Here is a 16,561-nt window from a genome sequence, read left to right as displayed (position 1 = left end):
CTCAGTTCTGGTGGATGTTCGACCCCTTCATCTTGATGTCGCCGCCCGCCTTGACGTTGATCTTGCCCGACCCGTCCAGCGCGATGTCCTTGCCCTTGATGGTGATCGTGCCGTCCTTCTTCATCGTCACTTCGGCGTCGCCACATTTCAGAGTGATCTCGTCGGCGACGGTCAGCACAAACTTCTTGCCGACAGTCACCCCCATGTCCTTGCCGACACCAAGGCTTTCGGCCCCGGCGATATTTGCGCCACGGTCCTTCCCCACCGAGACCGACACACCACCTCCCACGCTTTCCGACTGGTCACCGCCGATCGAAATCGCCTCTTTCCCGCCAACCGATACCGTCCTGTCCGAACCGATGGTCCAGCTGTCGTTCGACCCGATGGAATGGCTCTCCGAGGCGCCGACATTCACATCGCGCGAGGCACCAATGGTCATCGACTGCGCGGCGCCTACGGTCCGCGTCTCGGAAGCCCCCACGCTGTCCACCCGCGCAGCACCCACGGTAATCGCCTGGGCTACGCCGACGGTCTGGGTATGGTTCAGCCCGATCGTTTCGCTGGAACTGGACCCGATCGAGATCGTCTCGTTCGACCCCACCGTCAGAGCCCGGTCCACCCCCACCGTCTCGGTGTCGTTGTTGCCGATGCTGGTGGTCTTGTCGTGACCCACGGTGACTGACTTGTCGTTGCCTACGGTCTCGGTCCGGTCGTGGCCGATGTCCTGCTTGGCATCATGGCCCACATCCTCGGCGAAATCGTTGCCGATGGTGCGGGTCTCGTTGTTCTTGACCAGCTCGTTGTGGTCCTTCTCGGCCTGGAAATAGACCTCTTCCGACCCCTTCTTGTCCTCGAACCGCATCTCGTTCCAGCCGCCCCCGCCGGGCGAAGAGTTCGACTTCCACCCCGATTGCGTCGCGTTCGCAGGCAAGCCGTAGGGCGGCATCTGCGCGGCGTTGTAGACCCGGCCAGTGATGATCGGCATGTCGGGATCGCCTTCCAGGAAGTCGACGATCACCTCCTGCCCGATCCGGGGAATCTGGATAAACCCCCAGCCCGACCCGGCCCAGACCGAGCTGACGCGGACGAAGCAACTGGAGTTTTCGTCCTTCCCTCCCAGCCGGTCCCAATGGAACTGCACCTTCACCCGGCTGTACTCGTCGGTGAAGATTTCCTCGCCCGAGGGCCCCACCACCACCGCCGTCTGTGGGCCTGACATCAGCGGCTTCGGCGTGCGGCGTTCCGGCCGGAAGGCCAGGCTCAGCGGTTGCAACTGCAACTGGACCCCGAACCCCTCGCCCTGCCGCTGCATGCCCGCACGATACTGGTCGTCCCACATCTCATAATCCGACCGCAGCACCAGGTATTTCTGGTTGTCGGCCTCGCGCTCGAACTCCTCCAGCGTGAAACTGACCCCGGACCAAAGGCCCCGGACATTCCCCTCGGCTGCAACCCGCACATGCGGGGCCTGTGCCTCTTCCAGCCTGATTGCCGCCAGCGGCTCACCAGCCCCAACCTCGATGTAGTCGCCGGGGTAGTGATAAAGCTCACCCTTCGCCGCTTCGTGCGATTTCGGGGCGTCGGACTTGGTCATCAGGTCGGTTGCGGGCTTCTTGAAATCATAGTCCGTGTGCACATAGACCCCTGACCGGACCGAGGTGCGCGGCAGAAGCTGGGTGATCACGTCATCCTGCCCGATCACGTTGCCGGCCTCGCCACGGAACTTGATCGTCTCGAACCCTTCGGCATCCTTCACGCTGGCATTGGCATCCGACAGGACCAGCGTGTGGTCGCCGTCGGCATGGTCGAAGTGATAGAAAATCCCCTCATGCTCCATCAGCCGCTGCACGAAAGTCAGGTCGCTCTCGCGGTACTGAACGCAATAGTCGCGCGGCGGGTAGGATTTTTTCAGCCGCTTTTCCACCTTCACATGGGCGTAGGGCTTCCAGACCTCTTCGATGATCTCGACCACGCTTTTCTTCTGGAAGATCCGGTTGTCGCTGCGATTGGTCAGGAACCACAACCACGGTCGCAGCACGGCGCGGTAATGGGCGTAGTCCTCTCGGTATTCGTGGAAGGCGAACTCGGCGACGATACCGTGGATGAAGCGCTTGGCGCTATCGGTGCGGACGGTGATCGTGACCGGGGTCCCAAGGATATCCTCGGCCTTGACGTTGATGTCCTTGCTGACCAGGCCCAACTCGTAGCGGAAGCACTGGCTGATCTCGTCCCAGCCTTCCATCTGCGAAAACAGAAGTTTGTCGCCCAGGGCCGTGCTGACCGTGATGTTGCGACCGTCAGCCATGCTGATCTCTCCTGTCCGAAAGCCGTTTCAAATCGCGTCGGGGCAAATGCACCATTACTCTAGCCGAATTTCGCGCCCGTGGGGCAAAAAGGGGATCAGAGCGCGGTGGGGCAAGCCAGACCCTTCAGCAGGCTCCATCGCGACAGGGGGTTGGCTTCGGCCAGGACCGTCAGCTCCATGAAAAGTCGCGCATCGCCGGACTTAAGGTCGATCAGGAAACGCTTGCCGCCGTCACGTTCGCGCAGCCGGATACCGTCGAGGATGCGGAAGAGGCCCCATTCCCCGGGCTGCGTCACGGTCGCGTCTCCGGCTGCGGTAGTAAAGCGCACTTCGGCGCCTGCCGAAGGATTCGGGCCCGGCCAGGTTAGCTTCAGGGGTGCGACAGTCGTCTCCACCGGTCCGCCCTGCCCCCCGATTGCCACGAAAGTCTTGCCGCGTTCCGCCAGCGCCGCCAGCGTCAGCTCGGTGTCCTGCGATAAAAATCCGGCCGCAATGGCCTGGGTGCGCTGCAGGAACTCGGCGCTCTTCGGGTCAAGGCCGGCAAAGCGCGCGTCCGGTTTCCACCGCCAGGGGGTGCTGGAGGTGTCGATATAGGGCTCGGCCCGGGTGCGATAGAAGCGGTCGATGGCCCCCCCGGCCCCCAGCAGCGCGGCGACTTCGGACAGCGGCGCATCCGCCCCATCGGCAAAGGGATAACGCGCTTCGGTCACCTGTTTGCACAGCGACAGGACTTCGGTCTGCCAGGCCTTCGTCAGCGGGTTTGACAACGGGTCTGCCTGCGCCGCACTGGTCTCGGCCAGCACATCCTCGACGATCTGCACCACCATCGGCGGCGCGGTCCGCAGGGCGGCGAGAGTGGCGCCGCGCGACTTCGCGCTCATCAGTCGCTGGAGACCACGCGGCTCGTCCCGATCCATCGCTCCAAGCGCCACGTTGAGGCTGCCGAACAGCGCAGCGATCTCGTCCATCCGGCCATCTTCGGAGTACTGGATCAGCGCTGCAAAGTCCGAGGCAATGCGCAGTTGCAGGGCATGGGGGCGCTGCCGGTCCAGACCGCCGACCTGCGTCCAGACTTCGGGCAGCAGTCTGGCCAAGGGCGAATCCGGCGCAGCAAGACGTCCCGAGACCAGCACCGCGTTCTCCGGATCGCTGAAGGGGCGCACCTTCACGTCCGCCAGAAACCGCTTCCACCGCGCCAGCGTCTCGCGCTGGAGGATGTCCAGCACCTGGTCCGGGCTGTCGTTCTGTGTTCCCGGTGGCTCGGGAAACAGTCGCGCCGCTTCGGTCCGCGCGGTCTGCACCGCAAGTCCGGCCCCGACCTTGCGGGCGTAGTCCCAGCCCGCCTGGGTGAAAAGTCCGGGCAACGGACTGTCCATCGCCGCTCCCGACCGGCGTTGCAGGACGACCGAGATCCCCGGCACCGCCGTTTCCGGCACCCAGGGCAAGAGGTCGGCAGCACCTTGCGAGCGCAGGAGTTCCAGATAAGCCCGCGCGGGTTCCCCGGCCTCCGTCGCATAGGCCCGCGCCTGAGCCAGAAGCTCGGGATCGGGTTGCGGAAGTGCCTCGGTCGGCGCGCGCATCCGGGCGATGTGCGGGACAAGTGGTTGCAGGTCCGGCATCACCCCGACCCGGTCGGCAAGCCACCCCGACAGATAGGCGGGCGACCAGTCGGCCTGCCCCGACAACACCGACCACGCCCGAACGGTGTCGTAAAGCGGCAGGCTTTCGCCCTCGGAAGCCAATGCCGCATCGACGGCCCGCGCCAGGGCTCCCGGCAGGTGCTTCTGCACTGCCACGTCATACACCGCATCGGCATGTTCCGCCGCATCGAATCCCAGCGGTGCTGCAAAAAGCCGGATCGGCGCCTTGTCTGCCGCCTTGGCCACGTCATCGGACGCGTCGCCAAGCCGCGTCAACCGCCGTGGCAGGTCCGGCAGCACCCCGTCACGGTCCAGCCCGATGTCCAGCGCCTTGGTATCGAAGAGCCGGATCAGGTCGCGGTGGAAGCGCCATTCCACGAAACCCGCCCAGCCCGCCACCATCAGGACGAAAGCCAGGATCAGGACCAGCGTGATCCCTGTCCAGCCCGCGCCGAGGTCTCGGTCAAAGGCCGTGCGGCTGCCCTCCAGCACGGCAAGCCGCCGCTCCATGAAGGCCCTTACGCCCTCGAAATCCGGCCCCGCGACTTCCGCCTTGCGGATGAAGTCGCGCAAGGTGGTCGCAGAAATGTCCCGCCCGTCGAAGAGCAGCCGATGCGCCCCGGCGCCCCAAAGCGCCACATCCACCGCCCGGTTCTTCCGCGCCACCTGATCGAGAACCAGCCCCAGCGCATAGCGCGCCGGCTGGATGGTCGAGGGCGTGACCCCCGCCCGCTCAAGGTCAGCGTCGAAGCGGTCCAGTGCCTCGGCCGCGCGCTGAACAAGGACCTGAGCCTCCACCCCCCGGATCGTCGCAAGCTGCTCGACCATCCGCAGCACCGGCCCCGCTGCGTGCTCATAGACCTCCGGGTCGGACCGCCTCGCCCCGCGCCGCGGCGGCAAGACCGTGCGTGGGTTGTTCGGGTCGGCAATCATTGCGAGGGGATCAGGCCTTCATCGACCCATTTCTTCAGCGTCTCCTCGCCCACCTCGAAATGCATCCCGTCCTCGCGGTTGTAACCTCCGCCCCAATACCAGCCTTCGGCGTTGAAGTGCTCGGCGAGGATTACGAGACCAATCTGCATTGTGCCGTCGGCAAAGGGATCAAGCTCGCCCTGCAGGGTGATGTCGATCGCTGTCCCGAAGGAATGGTTCGAGACCGACGAGTTGGACCCCCGGATAAGCCGCACGCACAGCGCCCCGGCGGTGCCCAGCTTGGCAGCGATGTCCGGCTCGTCCTCCTGCAGCTTGGCGACGATGCGCTCCAGGCTGTCCAGCGCGGGTTTCAGCATAGTGGCCTTGATCGTTCCGATCTGCCGCGTCTCGACCAGCGACTTCAGCCTCGGATTGGTGATCCCCCGGCAATCGGTGCCCAGGTCCTCGCGCGGGCGGCCCAGAAGCGCCAGCATCGTCTTGTTGCGTGGCTGGGCAATGCCCTTGTTGAACCGGTCCCGCGCCGCGCGCATCTGTTCGGTCAGCGCCTCGGTCTCGGGCAGGTGCTGCTCGTCCTCGCCCGCCGACAGTCCCTCGGTGTCCACCGTCGGTGCCTCGACGGCCGAAGGCGCAACCGGCGCGCGGTTGGCCAAGAGGCTCACGTCGTCGCGGAGCCGCGCTAGGTCGGCCTTTAGCGTGCCAATCTCCGCCTCAAGCCGCGCGCGCTGTGCAGCCTCGGCATCGAAGGCCTCTTCCAGACTGGTGAGACGCAGATCGGCCGCACTGTCTGCCGATTCCAGCAGCGTCGTGACCATCGCAAAGGCCACCGCCGCGATGATGACTCCGATGGCGACGATGATGGGCGCAATCAGGTTGTTCGACTGCATTCAGTCCTCGCAGATCTGCACGGTGATCGCCGACACATTGTCCGGTGCACCATTCTCCAGCGCCTCGCGCACCAACCGCCGGCAAGCGTCTTCCGGCCCGGCAGCCTCGCGCAAGAGGGTCTCGACGGTCTGTTCGTAGACGCATCGCGTCAGCCCGTCGCTGCACAGAAGCAGCCGGTCTCCCACCGCCAGTGGCACGCTGACCAGGTCGACCTCCAGGTTCTCGGCCCCGCCCACCGCCCGCGTGACCAAATGCGATTCCGGATGGCCCTCCGCCTCCTCGGGCGACAGTTCGCCCCGGTCAACCATCTCCTGCACCACCGAATGATCGCGGGTCAGCGGCCGCAGGTGCCCACCGCGCAACAGATAGGCACGGCTGTCCCCGACCCAGGCGACATGCGCCACCGCACGCGAAACCAGCATGGCCACCACGGTCGAACCCATCCGACCCATTCCCGGCGCGCTCTGGCGTTCCAGCACCAGCTGGTTCGCCTCCTTCAATCGAGCGACCAGAGCCGGGCCGGGGTCGGCTTCGTCGGGAATCTTCGCCAGGCAGTCGATCACGATATCTGATGCAACATCGCCGTTGCCATAGCCTCCCATCCCGTCGGCCACGGCCCACAACACGCCCGTCGGGTCAGTCAGGATCGAATCCTCGTTTCTTTCCCGCACCACTCCTCGGTTCGTAAGCCCCGCCCCGACGGCTACCGGCATGGCGGGCGAAGACCCCGGCACCACGGTGATCGGCGCGGTCATAGCCAGACCTCTTCCAAGGACTGACGCATCGGAAAACCAGTAGAGACATGGAGCATGGCACGGGCCCGCCCAAAGGTGTGAATTGAATGCAACGCCATCATAGCCTAGACTTCCACCAGTCATAAATCCGTTTTTTGGAAGGTGCTTCGAATATGCGCAACGTGCTCGCCGGCCTTGCATTCTGTGCCGCGCTCGTTCCCGCCGGGGCCTGGTCACAGGACCTTTCGGAACAAGAGCTTCTGGAACTCTTTCTTGCACAGCGCGACGCCTACAAGGCCGCGGTCGAGGGCAACACCAGCCTGACCCGCGGGTTGAAGCTTGTCACTGCCGACGATGTCGAGATCGCGACCGAGGTGGAAAAGACCGACACCGCCGAAACCGAAAGCGCAACGGCGACGCCGGAGGGCACCGAGGTCGCCGTGGCCGTGCCTGCGACAGAAACGGTGGTCAAGGAAACCGAAACCGCCACACTCGTGAAGATGCCCGAGGATCTGGGCGTCAACATCCGCATCGAGTTCGCCTTCGACAGCGCCGCGCTCGACGAAGCACAGAAGCCAAAGCTCTCAAAGCTCTGCAACGTGATGAAGACCGCCGACATACAGCTTTTCCGCATCATCGGACATACCGATGCCTCGGGAACGGAGGATTACAACGAGCGTCTGTCGCGTCTGCGGGCCGAGGAGGTCCAGCGCTTCTTCGTCAATGACTGCGGCATCGAGGCGTCGCGGCTCGAGGCCGTGGGACTGGGAGAGCGATTCCTTCTGGAAAACGCCGATCCCAACTCGGACGAGAATCGACGGGTGGAGTTCCAGGCGCTCAGCTGATCCCGCGAGGGGGCGGCGAAAGCGACCCTCAGGCAGGCAACGCCGCCGTTGCCTGGATGGTCTGACTGTGGCATCATTCTCGAACGGATTATGCCATTCTCGTTCCTTGCGACCGGCCCTCGCATTAGCAAATGGGGCATTCATGCTTGCATCCTGGTCTCGCTCCTTCCTCCTGCTTTCCGCCATTGGCTTTCTCGGAGCCTGTGAAGAGCTGACACCTCCGCCACAGGAAGAGGCACCTGTCGTCGTCGCACCGGTCAAGAAAGTCGCACCTGCGCCAGCACCGGCCCCCGTCAAGAAGAAGCCCCCGGTCGTGATCGACTTCGACGATGGTGGTTCGGGCGGCGGCGGCTGGGGCTGACCATGCCCGTCCTGCGCTTCCTGTCGACTTTTAGTGCTTCGGCTTTGCTTCTGGCCGCGACTATCTCGACGGCCGCCGCGCAGGACAGCGCCCTTGGACCCTTTCCTGAAGGACATGTCTCGGCCAGCAGCCGCAAGCTTGCGCCTGACTCGGGCCCGCGCCAGAAGTATGCCATCGTCATCGGCAATCAGGCCTACGCGCACGCGCCGCAGCTTCCCAATGCCTGGAACGATGCGCTGGACGTTGCCGATCTCCTCGCCGACCAGGGCTATGACGTCACGCTGATGAAGGATGCCTCCAAGCGCGACTTCGAGGCGCTGATGCAGCGTGTGCTCTTCGATGTCGACCGCAATACCGAGGTGCTGTTCTACTATGCCGGCCACGGCGTCCAGATCGGGTCCGAGAACTATCTCATCCCAACTGACGCCGAGCTTGACCAGGTCGATGACCTGCCATTCGAGACGGTCTCGGTCGGCAGCCTCGTCTCGATCGTCGGCGCGCGTGCGCGATTGCAGATCGTCATCCTCGACAGCTGCCGCAACAACCCGTTCGCCGGGGTCAAACTGCAGGATTCCCTCGGCCCCGACGTGCGCGAAGTCGAAACGGGCTTTGCCTCGCTGGCGGCCCCGGTGAATTCCTACGTGGTGTTCTCGACCTCGCCGGGAGAGGTCGCCCTGGACGGCGCCGGCGAGAACAGCCCCTTCGCCAGCGCCTTCCTGCAGGCCGCGTCACTGGGCGCAGTTCCGGTAACCGACGTCTTCGAAGAGGTGCGCCGCAAGGTCTTTGTCGAAACCCAGGGCGTGCAGGTTCCCTGGGACAGCTCGACCATGGTGGAAGAGGCGACAATCTCGCAGGTCAGCGCCACGACGGACACGGCCGCGCCAGAGGCAGAGGCGGGCACCTCGGTTGCGCGCGGCCTGACACTCTTCGCAAGTTCGGCCGAGCTTCTTCTGGTCGAGACCACGCTGCCCACACCCGACATCAGCATCGCCGCCCCGCTGGCACCCGCCGTTCCCATCGGTGCGACACTGGTGCAGGACCTTAGTCTTGGCCCGTCGGACAAGGTGGGCCTGGCCGAGCCTCCGCGCGGCGGCCGCCTGGTGCTGCTGGACGACCGGGGCCTGCAGTCCGCGCCCGTCTTCCCGTTGTCCGCCGCCGATCTTGGCCGTCTCGCCTTCGCCTATGTCAGCGGGCCGGTGGTGCAGTTCGGCCAGGACCCGGTGCTGAAGGTCCAGTTCAAGATCGACCAGGGCGGCTCGCCGAAGGTGGTGCAGGTCGACCTGACCCCGGACCCCTGCGACCTGGCCGCAGCCGACCACCTTGACCCAGATGGCGTTGGCCTTGCGCGTTTTGCCAACGAGATCGCGCCCGAAGCGGCGGTGCAGGCCTGTCAGGCCGCCGTCGAGCGCGAGCCGCAGAACGCCCGCTTCCACTATCAGCTCAGCCGCGCGCTGACAGCCCTGCGCCGCTACGACGAAGCGCGTGCTGCGCTGGATACGGCCCGCAAGCTGGGCCATTCCCGCGCCTCCTATGCCATCGGCAACGCCATCCTAAACGAGTCGCGGGAAACCGGCGGCGCGACAGCCGAGGCTGCCCCGGAAGAAGCGCTGAGCTACTACCGCGAAGGGGTAGAGCTGGGAGACCCTTATGCTTTCTACGCCTTGGGCCGTCAGCTGGTGCGGTTCGGCGAAACGTCCCAGGACCGCTTGCGCGGCTACGACCTCATGATGCGGGCGCTGGAGGTGGGGCACACCTATGCTATGAACGAACTCGGGTATTTCTACCTGGATGCCGAAAGTGAGTATTACGATCCGGCCCGCGGGTTGCGCTACCTGAACGAAAGCGCGGCACGGGGGGACATCTACGGCTACAACAATCTCGGACTTGTCTACATGAACGGCCTCGGCGGCCAGGAGAAGGACGCCAAGGTGGCGCTCGACTGGTTCACCAAGGCCGCCGATGGGGGGCATCCGAACGCGCCGGGCAATATCGGCACGCTGATCGCCTCGGGTGCCTTGGGAAAGGGTGATCTCGGCCAGGCTGTCGAGTGGTTCGACAAGGGCCTGGAGCGCGGCGATGCCAATGCAGGTGCCTATGCCGCCTATCTTATCCTGACCGAAGGCGCGGGCGGATTATCCCCCGCCGATGCTGCCTACCGGGCAGGCCGCGCCGCCGCCCTGCGCGACACGAAAGCAGTCGATCGGGCTCGAAAGGTGCTGGAGGCCCTGCCCGCCGAAGCCGTGGACGAAGCCGCGCAGCATCTGCTGCAATCGCTCGGCGCCGCGATCACTCCAGACGGAGCCTTCGGCGAGGGCAGTCAAGCGGCCTACAAGGCCATTTCCGAACAGCACGGCGACACTTCCCTGGAAGCCGACCCCACCGAGCGCCTGATCGACATCGCCCGTATCCAGTGGTCTACCACTCCGTTCCGAGTGGATTTGTACTAGCCTGAACGGAATTGCCGGACGACGGTGATGGTGGTCTTGCGGGTTCTCTCGCGTCCAGGCGAAGGATGAGTCCTGGCAACCGCATGCCAGCGTTCACCTTGTCACGCCCGGCTTGAAGCCACCGCCCGCCTGCAGCCCTCAGGAAACCATCTGAACGTCGCGGAAGCTCGGGTCGATCTGCCGCAGCGCGCCAAGCACCCGGTCCTTCAGATTGGTACCGACATAGGTGGCATGAAACCGCGTGGGCGCGACAAGCGTCAGGCAATTCGCCTCCTGCCCGGACTGGACCAGCGCATGCAGCCATGCCTCGATAGCCACCTTGCGAATGCGAAGTGGCGCAAGCTTTCGTCGGCAGCTTGACCCACGAGGGAGCGCCACAGATGAATCCGGATTCGTAACCTAGCCGCAGGACAAGTACTCCGGAAAACTAGTAGCCATGTTATCATTAGGTGCGGGGGGAGTTGCTTTCCTCACGCCCAGCTCTTGGCAGATCGGTTGGGAAAAATGTTTTCACCGCGAAATCGCGCCTCTAGGTCCAAGCGCTTTTGAGTAGGGGGGGTTTTAGGCGGGTACACCGCCGCAATTTGACTATTATTGATTGAAATCAATGGTCTTTGGTGGAGCAGAGGGGGATCGAACCCCTGACCTTATCATTGCGAACGATACGCTCTCCCAACTGAGCTACTGCCCCATCCGCGCCGCCGTATTCAGCGCAAATCGGGGGTGGAGTCAAGCGCGGTCGGCGGGCGGGGTCGGCGCTCGTCAGCGGGCGTGCTGGCGGACGAAGGCGATGATGTCGGCTGCGGGACGGGCACCGGCCAGACGCGCGACCTCGCGGCCGTTTCGATACAGGATCAGCGCGGGGATGCCGCGAATACCGGCCCGGGCCGAGATCTGCGGGTGATCCTCGGTGTTCAGCTTCATCAGCCGCGCTTCGCCCTGCAGCGCTCCGGCGGCCTTGGCGAATTCCGGGGCCATCACCCGGCAAGGGCCGCACCAGGGCGCCCAGTAGTCGACCAGCACCGGCAGGCCGTCGCCCCGGGTCACCTTGTCATGGGTGGCCGCGTCAAGTTCCGCCACCTTGCCGTCCACCAGGACGCTGCCGCAGACCCCGCATTTCGGGGCGTCGGCCAATCGGGCGGCAGGCACGCGGTTGGCTTGGCCGCAGCTGGCGCAGGTCAGTTTCAGGGCATCGGTTACAGGCATGGCGCACCTTACATCTTGTCAGGTTGGAAGATGTGAAGCACAGTCCGGTTGCGCAAGGGGCCTAGAGAAAATCCTCTTCCTCGCCAGACACATCTACCCCCAGCGCATCCAGACCCGCCTCCAGGTTCTCTGCCAGATGCGGCATTCCCATCAGATAATCCGCCGTGGGCGTCGTCGCCTCGGCGATGGCGGTGGCGACGGCTTCGTCGAAATCTTCGGGCTCGAAGGCACCGCGACCGACCCAGGCCACGGCGGTCAGCTGCGCCTTTTCATCGTCGTTCAGGGCGTCGATGAAGGCGTGCAGCTCGGCCGACCCGACAGCGGCCTCGCGCGCAAGATAGATCACATGCACGACTTTCTGTGGGCTGATCTCCAGCATGGCGCACCTCCGTCGCTGACCCCATCGTTGCGCAGGCCGTCCCCCAGCGCAAGCGGCGATCTAGCCGAGCGCCCAGGTGGCCAGCCCATGCGCAACCGCCCCGGCGAGCATGGCCAGCACCACGGACCGGCGGGCAGCATAGAGGCCAAGCACGGCAAGAGTGCCGACAATCACTGGCGCCAGGGCGCGCACATCGGGCGTCAGCGCGGGCAGGATCGCCGCGACGAACAGCGTGGCGATGGCCGCGGGGCCGGTCGCGGACAGGAACCGTTCCAGCCAGCCGCCTGCGGCCATGCGGTCGCTGCGGGTGATCACCGGCAGGGCGCGGAAGGCCCAGTTCGCGGCCCCGGCCAGTACCGCGACGGTCAGCAGATCCCAGTTCATCGCCGCACCAGCCCGGCGGCCGCCCCGGCCAACATGCCCAGAAGAATGCCGCTGGTCGCGCTGATCGCGAGTGTCCCGGCCACGGTGACCAGACCCGCCACCGCGATCACCGGCAGCTGGCGGCGACTGAGGATCGACAGCAGCAGCGCGAGGAACAGCGCGGGCAGCATGAAGCCAAGCCCGGCGCTGAGCGCAGGCCAGCCTTCCAGCGCGCTTCCACCTGCCACGGCCCCGGCCACGGTCCCCAGAACCCAGGCGGCATAAGCCCCGAGGCCAAGGCCGAACATCCAGGCCTCCGAGAACCGCTGCCCGCGCGCCAGCGCACCGAGGGCCTGGCCGAAGACCTCGTCCGTCAGGCCCCAGGCCCAGGCCCAGGCATGGCGGGTGCTGGCCCTGTCCCCGGCCTCGCGCATCAGGGCGGGGCCGTAGAGCACATGCCGCAGGTTCATCGCGATCAGCGTGAAGGCCGCGACCAGCACCGGCGCGCCCGATGAGAGGAGCGCCAGCGCCAGGAACTGCGAGGCCCCGGCATAGATGATCAGGGACAGGGCGAAGGCTTCGGTCGCGCTGAACCCGGCCCTTGTGGCGGCGACGCCGAAGGAAAAGGCGATGGGCAGATAGCCCATGACGATGGGCAGGCTGGCGGCCAGTCCCTGGGCAAAGGTCGGCTTGGTCGGGAGGGTCTCTTCGGTCATCACCGGCAGGGCTAGCGCGGGGGCGGGACGTGGTCAATGCCGGGCCGCTGTTGCGGAAAGCCTGACTTGCGCGAGAGACGACAGCCCGGCATTGTGGCCTCGAACCCTGCCCCAAGCCAGTCCCGGGATGTGCCATGCGACTTTCCACCCTCGCCGCCGCAGCTTTGCTTGCCGTCACCCTGTCGCCCGCCACGGCGCAGGTCGCGGAAATCCCCGGATCGCAGTTCGAGGCCGGAAACTGGGTCGGGGGGGCCTATACCGACAGCGCCGGGGCGTTTTCCTACTGCTACACGACGGTCAGCTACATGAACGGTCAGACGCTGTGGGTCGGGATCTATCCCAATGACACGCTGTCGATCCTGTTGTCGCAGCCCGACATCAAGTTCACCCCGGGCGAGAAGTTCGAGCTTTGGGTGATGATGGAAACCGGGTTGCCTGCCATCGGCAACGGAGAGGCCTGGGATGCGGACTATGCCGGGATCACCTATGACGGGATCGGCGCAACGGTCGATTTCCTGAACAGCGGGCGTTACCTGCGGATGCTGGGCATGGGGATAGATGACGGCTTCGACATCGACGGGATCGGACCGGCGCTGGTGCAGGCGCAGGATTGCCTGGCCCGGCACAGCGGGGCGGGCGGCGGCAAGGTGCTTGGCTCGGACCCGGGCGTGAAATCCCCACCCAAGGTGCCGGACCTGACCCGCCCGAAGACCAGCGGCATCGGCGCGGGCGGCGGGCTTGGGACCCGGCCCGGCGGTACGCTCGGGACGCCAGCGCCGAAGCCGCAGCCCTGAAGATTTGGCCCCCGGGTTGCGCCAGGGGCCAAATTTCTTAAGCAAGAAACTTGTCAAAATCCTTACTTAAGGATTTTGGCTCCTCACTCGGCCGCTTCGGCGTAGGCCTCGACTGGCGGGCAGGTGCACACGAGGTTGCGGTCGCCGTAGACGTTGTCGACCCGTCCCACGGGCGGCCAGTACTTGTCGACCCGGAACGACCCCGGCGGGAAGCAACCGGTCTCGCGGGAATACTTCCGGTCCCAGTCGCCGACCAATGCCGCCACCGTGTGCGGGGCGTGGCGCAGGGGGGAGTCCTCGGCCGTGATCTCGCCCTTTTCCACCGCGCGGATCTCGTCGCGGATGGACAGAAGCGCGGTGATGAAGCGGTCGATCTCCGCCTTGGTCTCGGACTCCGTCGGTTCCACCATCAGCGTCCCCGCCACCGGCCAGCTCATCGTCGGCGCATGAAAACCATTGTCGATCAGTCGCTTGGCGATGTCGTCCACCGTGACGCCCGCCTCGGCAAAGGGCCGGGTGTCGAGGATGCACTCATGCGCCACGCGGCCCTTGTTGCCCATGAAGAGGATCGGGTAATGGCCGCTGAGACGCGCCGCGATGTAGTTGGCATTAAGGATCGCCACGCGGGTCGCCTGCGTCAGGCCCGGCCCGCCCATCATCAGGCAATAGGCCCATGAGATGAGGAGGATCGACGCCGAGCCGTAGGGAGCCGCCGAAACGGTCCCCTGGTCGGTGCTCTTCAGCCCGCCGCCCTCCGGATTGTCCGTCTCCGGATGCCCCGGCAGGTGCGGAGCCAGATGGGCCTTCACGCCGATCGGCCCCATGCCCGGACCGCCGCCGCCATGCGGGATGGCGAAGGTCTTGTGCAGGTTCAGGTGGCTGACGTCGCCGCCGATCTCGCCCGGCTTCACCAGCCCGACGAGCGCGTTCATGTTCGCCCCGTCGATATAGACCTGGCCGCCGTGGTCATGAGTGATCTGGCAGATCGTCCGGACGGTCTCCTCGAAGACGCCATGCGTGGACGGATAGGTGATCATGCAAGCCGCGAGACGGTTCCCAGCCGCTTCGGCCTTGGCACGGAAGTCCTCGACATCCACGTCGCCGTTGGCCGAGGCCTTCACGACCACAACCTCCATTCCCGCCATCTGCGCCGAGGCCGGGTTGGTGCCGTGGGCGCTAGTTGGGATCAGGCAGACCGTGCGCTGGGAATCCCCTCGCGCACGGTGGTAGGCGAGGATGGTCAGAAGCCCCGCATATTCACCCTGCGCGCCCGAGTTCGGCTGCATCGACATGGCGTCGTAGCCGGTGATCTCGCACAGTTTGGCCGACAGGTCGCTGATCGCCTCGTGATACCCCGCCGCCTGATCGCGCGGCGCGAAGGGGTGCAAGGACCCGAACTCCGGCCAGGTGATCGGCATCATCTCGGCCGCTGCGTTCAGCTTCATCGTGCAGGATCCTAGCGGGATCATCGCCCGGTCCAGCGCCAGGTCGCGGTCCGACAGGCGGCGCATGTAGCGCATCATCTCGGATTCCGCCCGGTTCATGTGGAAGACCGGATGGGTCAGGTAGTCGCTGGTGCGAAGCATCTCTTCCGGGAAGCCCAGCGTTGCGCGGTGCGGCGGCACCCCGTCGATGCCGAAGGCGCGGAGGACCTTGATCAGGACGCGTTCGTCGGTGGTCTCGTCCAGGCTGATGCCCACGCGGTCGTTGCCGATCTTGCGGAAGTTCAGCCCTTCGTTGCGGGCGGCGGCAAGGATACCCGCCTGCCCCACGCCGACCTCGATGGTGATCGTGTCAAAGAAGGCCCGCGGGTCGACCTTGGCCCCCGCCGCCTTCAGCGCCCGTGCCAGGCGCTGGGTCAGGAAATGCACCCGTTCCGCAATCGCGCGCAGGCCTTTGGGCCCGTGGAAGACAGCATACATCGAGGCCATCACGGCGAGTAGAGCCTGCGCCGTGCAGACGTTACTGGTCGCCTTCTCGCGCCGGATATGCTGCTCTCGGGTTTGCAGCGACAGCCGGTAGGCCTTGCCCCCCTGCGCGTCGATGCTGACTCCGACGATCCGCCCCGGCATCTGCCGCTTGTGCGCGTCCTTCACCGCCATGAAGGCCGCGTGCGGGCCGCCATAGCCCATCGGCACGCCAAACCGCTGCGCGGAGCCGACAGCGATGTCCGCCCCCATCGCCCCGGGCTCCTTCAGGATGCACAGCGCCAGCAGGTCCGTCGCCATGATCGCGATGGCCCCCGCGGCATGCAGGCTGGCAATGCGCTGGGTGAAGTCGATCACGTGGCCATAGCTGGAGGGATACTGGAAGATCGCGCCGAAGACCTTCGACGGGTCAAGCTTCCGGACGTCATCCTCGATGATCTCGATCCCGAGCGGCAGCGCCCGGGTCTTGATCACGGCGATGGTCTGGGGGTGGCAGAAGCGGTCGACGAAAAAGGCTTTCGCCTTCGACTTGGCGACGCGTTCTGCCATCGTCATGGCCTCGGCCGCTGCCGTCGCCTCGTCCAGCAGGGACGCGTTGGCTACGTCGAGACCCGTCAGGTCGCAAACCATCGTCTGGAAGTTCAGCAGTGCCTCAAGCCGGCCTTGGGCGATCTCCGGCTGGTAGGGCGTATAGGCCGTGTACCAGGCCGGGTTCTCGAGGATGTTCCGCTGGATCGCCGGGGGCGTCACGGTGCCGTAGTAGCCCTGCCCGATGAGCGAGGTCATCACGCGGTTCTTGGCGCCGACCTCCTTCATCTTGGCCAGCAGCTCATGCTCGGCCAAAGGCGCCCAGGGGAGCGGTTTCGACTGGCGGATCGAGGGGGGCACGGTCTGGTCGATCAGCTCGTCCAGCGTGCGGACACCGACGGCGGCCAGCATCTCCTCCATCTCCACCGGAGAGGGGCCGATGTGGCGGCGGTTGGCGAAGTCGTAGGGGTTGTAGTCGGTGGGCGTGAAGGTCATGG

Annotated in this window: 14 protein-coding genes and 1 tRNA gene; 4 read left to right on the top strand and 11 right to left on the bottom strand. The window is 65.6% G+C overall.

Features of this window, described 5'->3' with window-relative positions; all coding sequences use genetic code 11:
* Position 1: 1 nt before the first annotated feature.
* The 4 genes from E8M84_RS05090 to E8M84_RS05075 form a co-directional block, all read right to left on the bottom strand.
* Positions 2-2,305: a type VI secretion system Vgr family protein gene (locus tag E8M84_RS05090; RefSeq protein WP_137110072.1), complete on the bottom strand. Its 2,304-nt coding sequence runs from the start codon at positions 2,303-2,305 to the stop codon at positions 2-4.
* 95 nt (positions 2,306-2,400) lie between these two features.
* Entirely contained in the window at positions 2,401-4,878 is a 2,478-nt protein-coding gene (locus tag E8M84_RS05085; RefSeq protein WP_137110071.1) for an ImcF-related family protein, read from the bottom strand.
* The gene (locus E8M84_RS05080) at positions 4,875-5,762 is read right to left on the bottom strand and encodes a M15 family metallopeptidase (RefSeq protein WP_137110070.1); all 888 of its coding nucleotides are present in this window, start codon (positions 5,760-5,762) and stop codon (positions 4,875-4,877) included. The genes E8M84_RS05085 and E8M84_RS05080 overlap by 4 nt, the downstream gene beginning before the upstream one ends.
* A complete protein-coding gene (locus E8M84_RS05075; protein WP_137110069.1) occupies positions 5,763-6,518 on the bottom strand; it encodes a PP2C family serine/threonine-protein phosphatase in 756 nt (251 codons plus the stop codon).
* Positions 6,519-6,670: 152 nt separating this feature from the next.
* Between E8M84_RS05075 and E8M84_RS21655 the strand changes: the two genes are divergently transcribed.
* The 3 genes from E8M84_RS21655 to E8M84_RS05060 all read left to right on the top strand — a co-directional run bounded on the left by E8M84_RS21655 (position 6,671) and on the right by E8M84_RS05060 (position 10,150).
* Complete coding sequence (locus E8M84_RS21655) at positions 6,671-7,342, top strand: OmpA family protein (RefSeq protein ID WP_240790286.1); 672 nt, start codon at positions 6,671-6,673, stop codon at positions 7,340-7,342.
* Between the two features lie 142 nt (positions 7,343-7,484).
* Positions 7,485-7,703: a hypothetical protein gene (locus E8M84_RS21595; protein ID WP_205914563.1), complete on the top strand. Its 219-nt coding sequence runs from the start codon at positions 7,485-7,487 to the stop codon at positions 7,701-7,703.
* A 2-nt stretch (positions 7,704-7,705) separates the two neighbouring features.
* The gene (locus E8M84_RS05060; protein WP_137110068.1) at positions 7,706-10,150 is read left to right on the top strand and encodes a caspase family protein; all 2,445 of its coding nucleotides are present in this window, start codon (positions 7,706-7,708) and stop codon (positions 10,148-10,150) included.
* A gap of 138 nt (positions 10,151-10,288) precedes the next feature.
* Here E8M84_RS05060 and E8M84_RS05055 read toward each other — a convergent pair whose 3' ends face one another.
* The 6 genes from E8M84_RS05055 to E8M84_RS05030 form a co-directional block, all read right to left on the bottom strand.
* Positions 10,289-10,468, bottom strand: coding sequence for a hypothetical protein (locus E8M84_RS05055; RefSeq protein WP_137110067.1), 180 nt, complete (start codon positions 10,466-10,468; stop codon positions 10,289-10,291).
* A gap of 297 nt (positions 10,469-10,765) precedes the next feature.
* Positions 10,766-10,841: transfer RNA gene (locus tag E8M84_RS05050), tRNA-Ala, on the bottom strand.
* A gap of 71 nt (positions 10,842-10,912) precedes the next feature.
* The gene (gene trxC / locus E8M84_RS05045; protein WP_137110066.1) at positions 10,913-11,356 is read right to left on the bottom strand and encodes a thioredoxin TrxC; all 444 of its coding nucleotides are present in this window, start codon (positions 11,354-11,356) and stop codon (positions 10,913-10,915) included.
* A gap of 61 nt (positions 11,357-11,417) precedes the next feature.
* On the bottom strand, positions 11,418-11,735 hold the full coding sequence (locus tag E8M84_RS05040) for a DUF3775 domain-containing protein (RefSeq protein ID WP_137110065.1): 318 nt from the start codon (positions 11,733-11,735) through the stop codon (positions 11,418-11,420).
* A 60-nt stretch (positions 11,736-11,795) separates the two neighbouring features.
* Positions 11,796-12,119 (bottom strand): AzlD domain-containing protein, encoded by a 324-nt coding sequence (locus E8M84_RS05035; RefSeq protein WP_137110064.1) that lies wholly within the window; start codon positions 12,117-12,119, stop codon positions 11,796-11,798.
* Complete coding sequence (locus tag E8M84_RS05030; RefSeq protein ID WP_137110063.1) at positions 12,116-12,814, bottom strand: AzlC family ABC transporter permease; 699 nt, start codon at positions 12,812-12,814, stop codon at positions 12,116-12,118. Before E8M84_RS05030 ends, E8M84_RS05035 begins: the two co-directional genes overlap by 4 nt.
* A 134-nt stretch (positions 12,815-12,948) precedes the next feature.
* On the opposite strand from E8M84_RS05030, the gene E8M84_RS05025 reads away from it, so the two are divergent.
* Complete coding sequence (locus E8M84_RS05025) at positions 12,949-13,608, top strand: hypothetical protein (protein ID WP_137110062.1); 660 nt, start codon at positions 12,949-12,951, stop codon at positions 13,606-13,608.
* 83 nt (positions 13,609-13,691) lie between these two features.
* Here E8M84_RS05025 and gcvP read toward each other — a convergent pair whose 3' ends face one another.
* Positions 13,692-16,559 carry an aminomethyl-transferring glycine dehydrogenase gene (gcvP, locus tag E8M84_RS05020; protein ID WP_137110061.1) on the bottom strand — a complete coding sequence of 956 codons (2,868 nt, stop codon included), beginning with the start codon at positions 16,557-16,559 and terminating at the stop codon, positions 13,692-13,694.
* Between the last annotated feature and the right edge of the window lie 2 nt (positions 16,560-16,561).

The sequence above is a fragment of the Rhodobacter sp. SY28-1 genome (assembly GCF_005222785.1).
In the GTDB taxonomy this organism is placed as follows: Bacteria; Pseudomonadota; Alphaproteobacteria; order Rhodobacterales; family Rhodobacteraceae; genus Tabrizicola.
The sequence above is the reverse complement of the archived record's forward strand: the minus strand, read 5'-3'. Positions and strand labels throughout refer to the sequence as shown.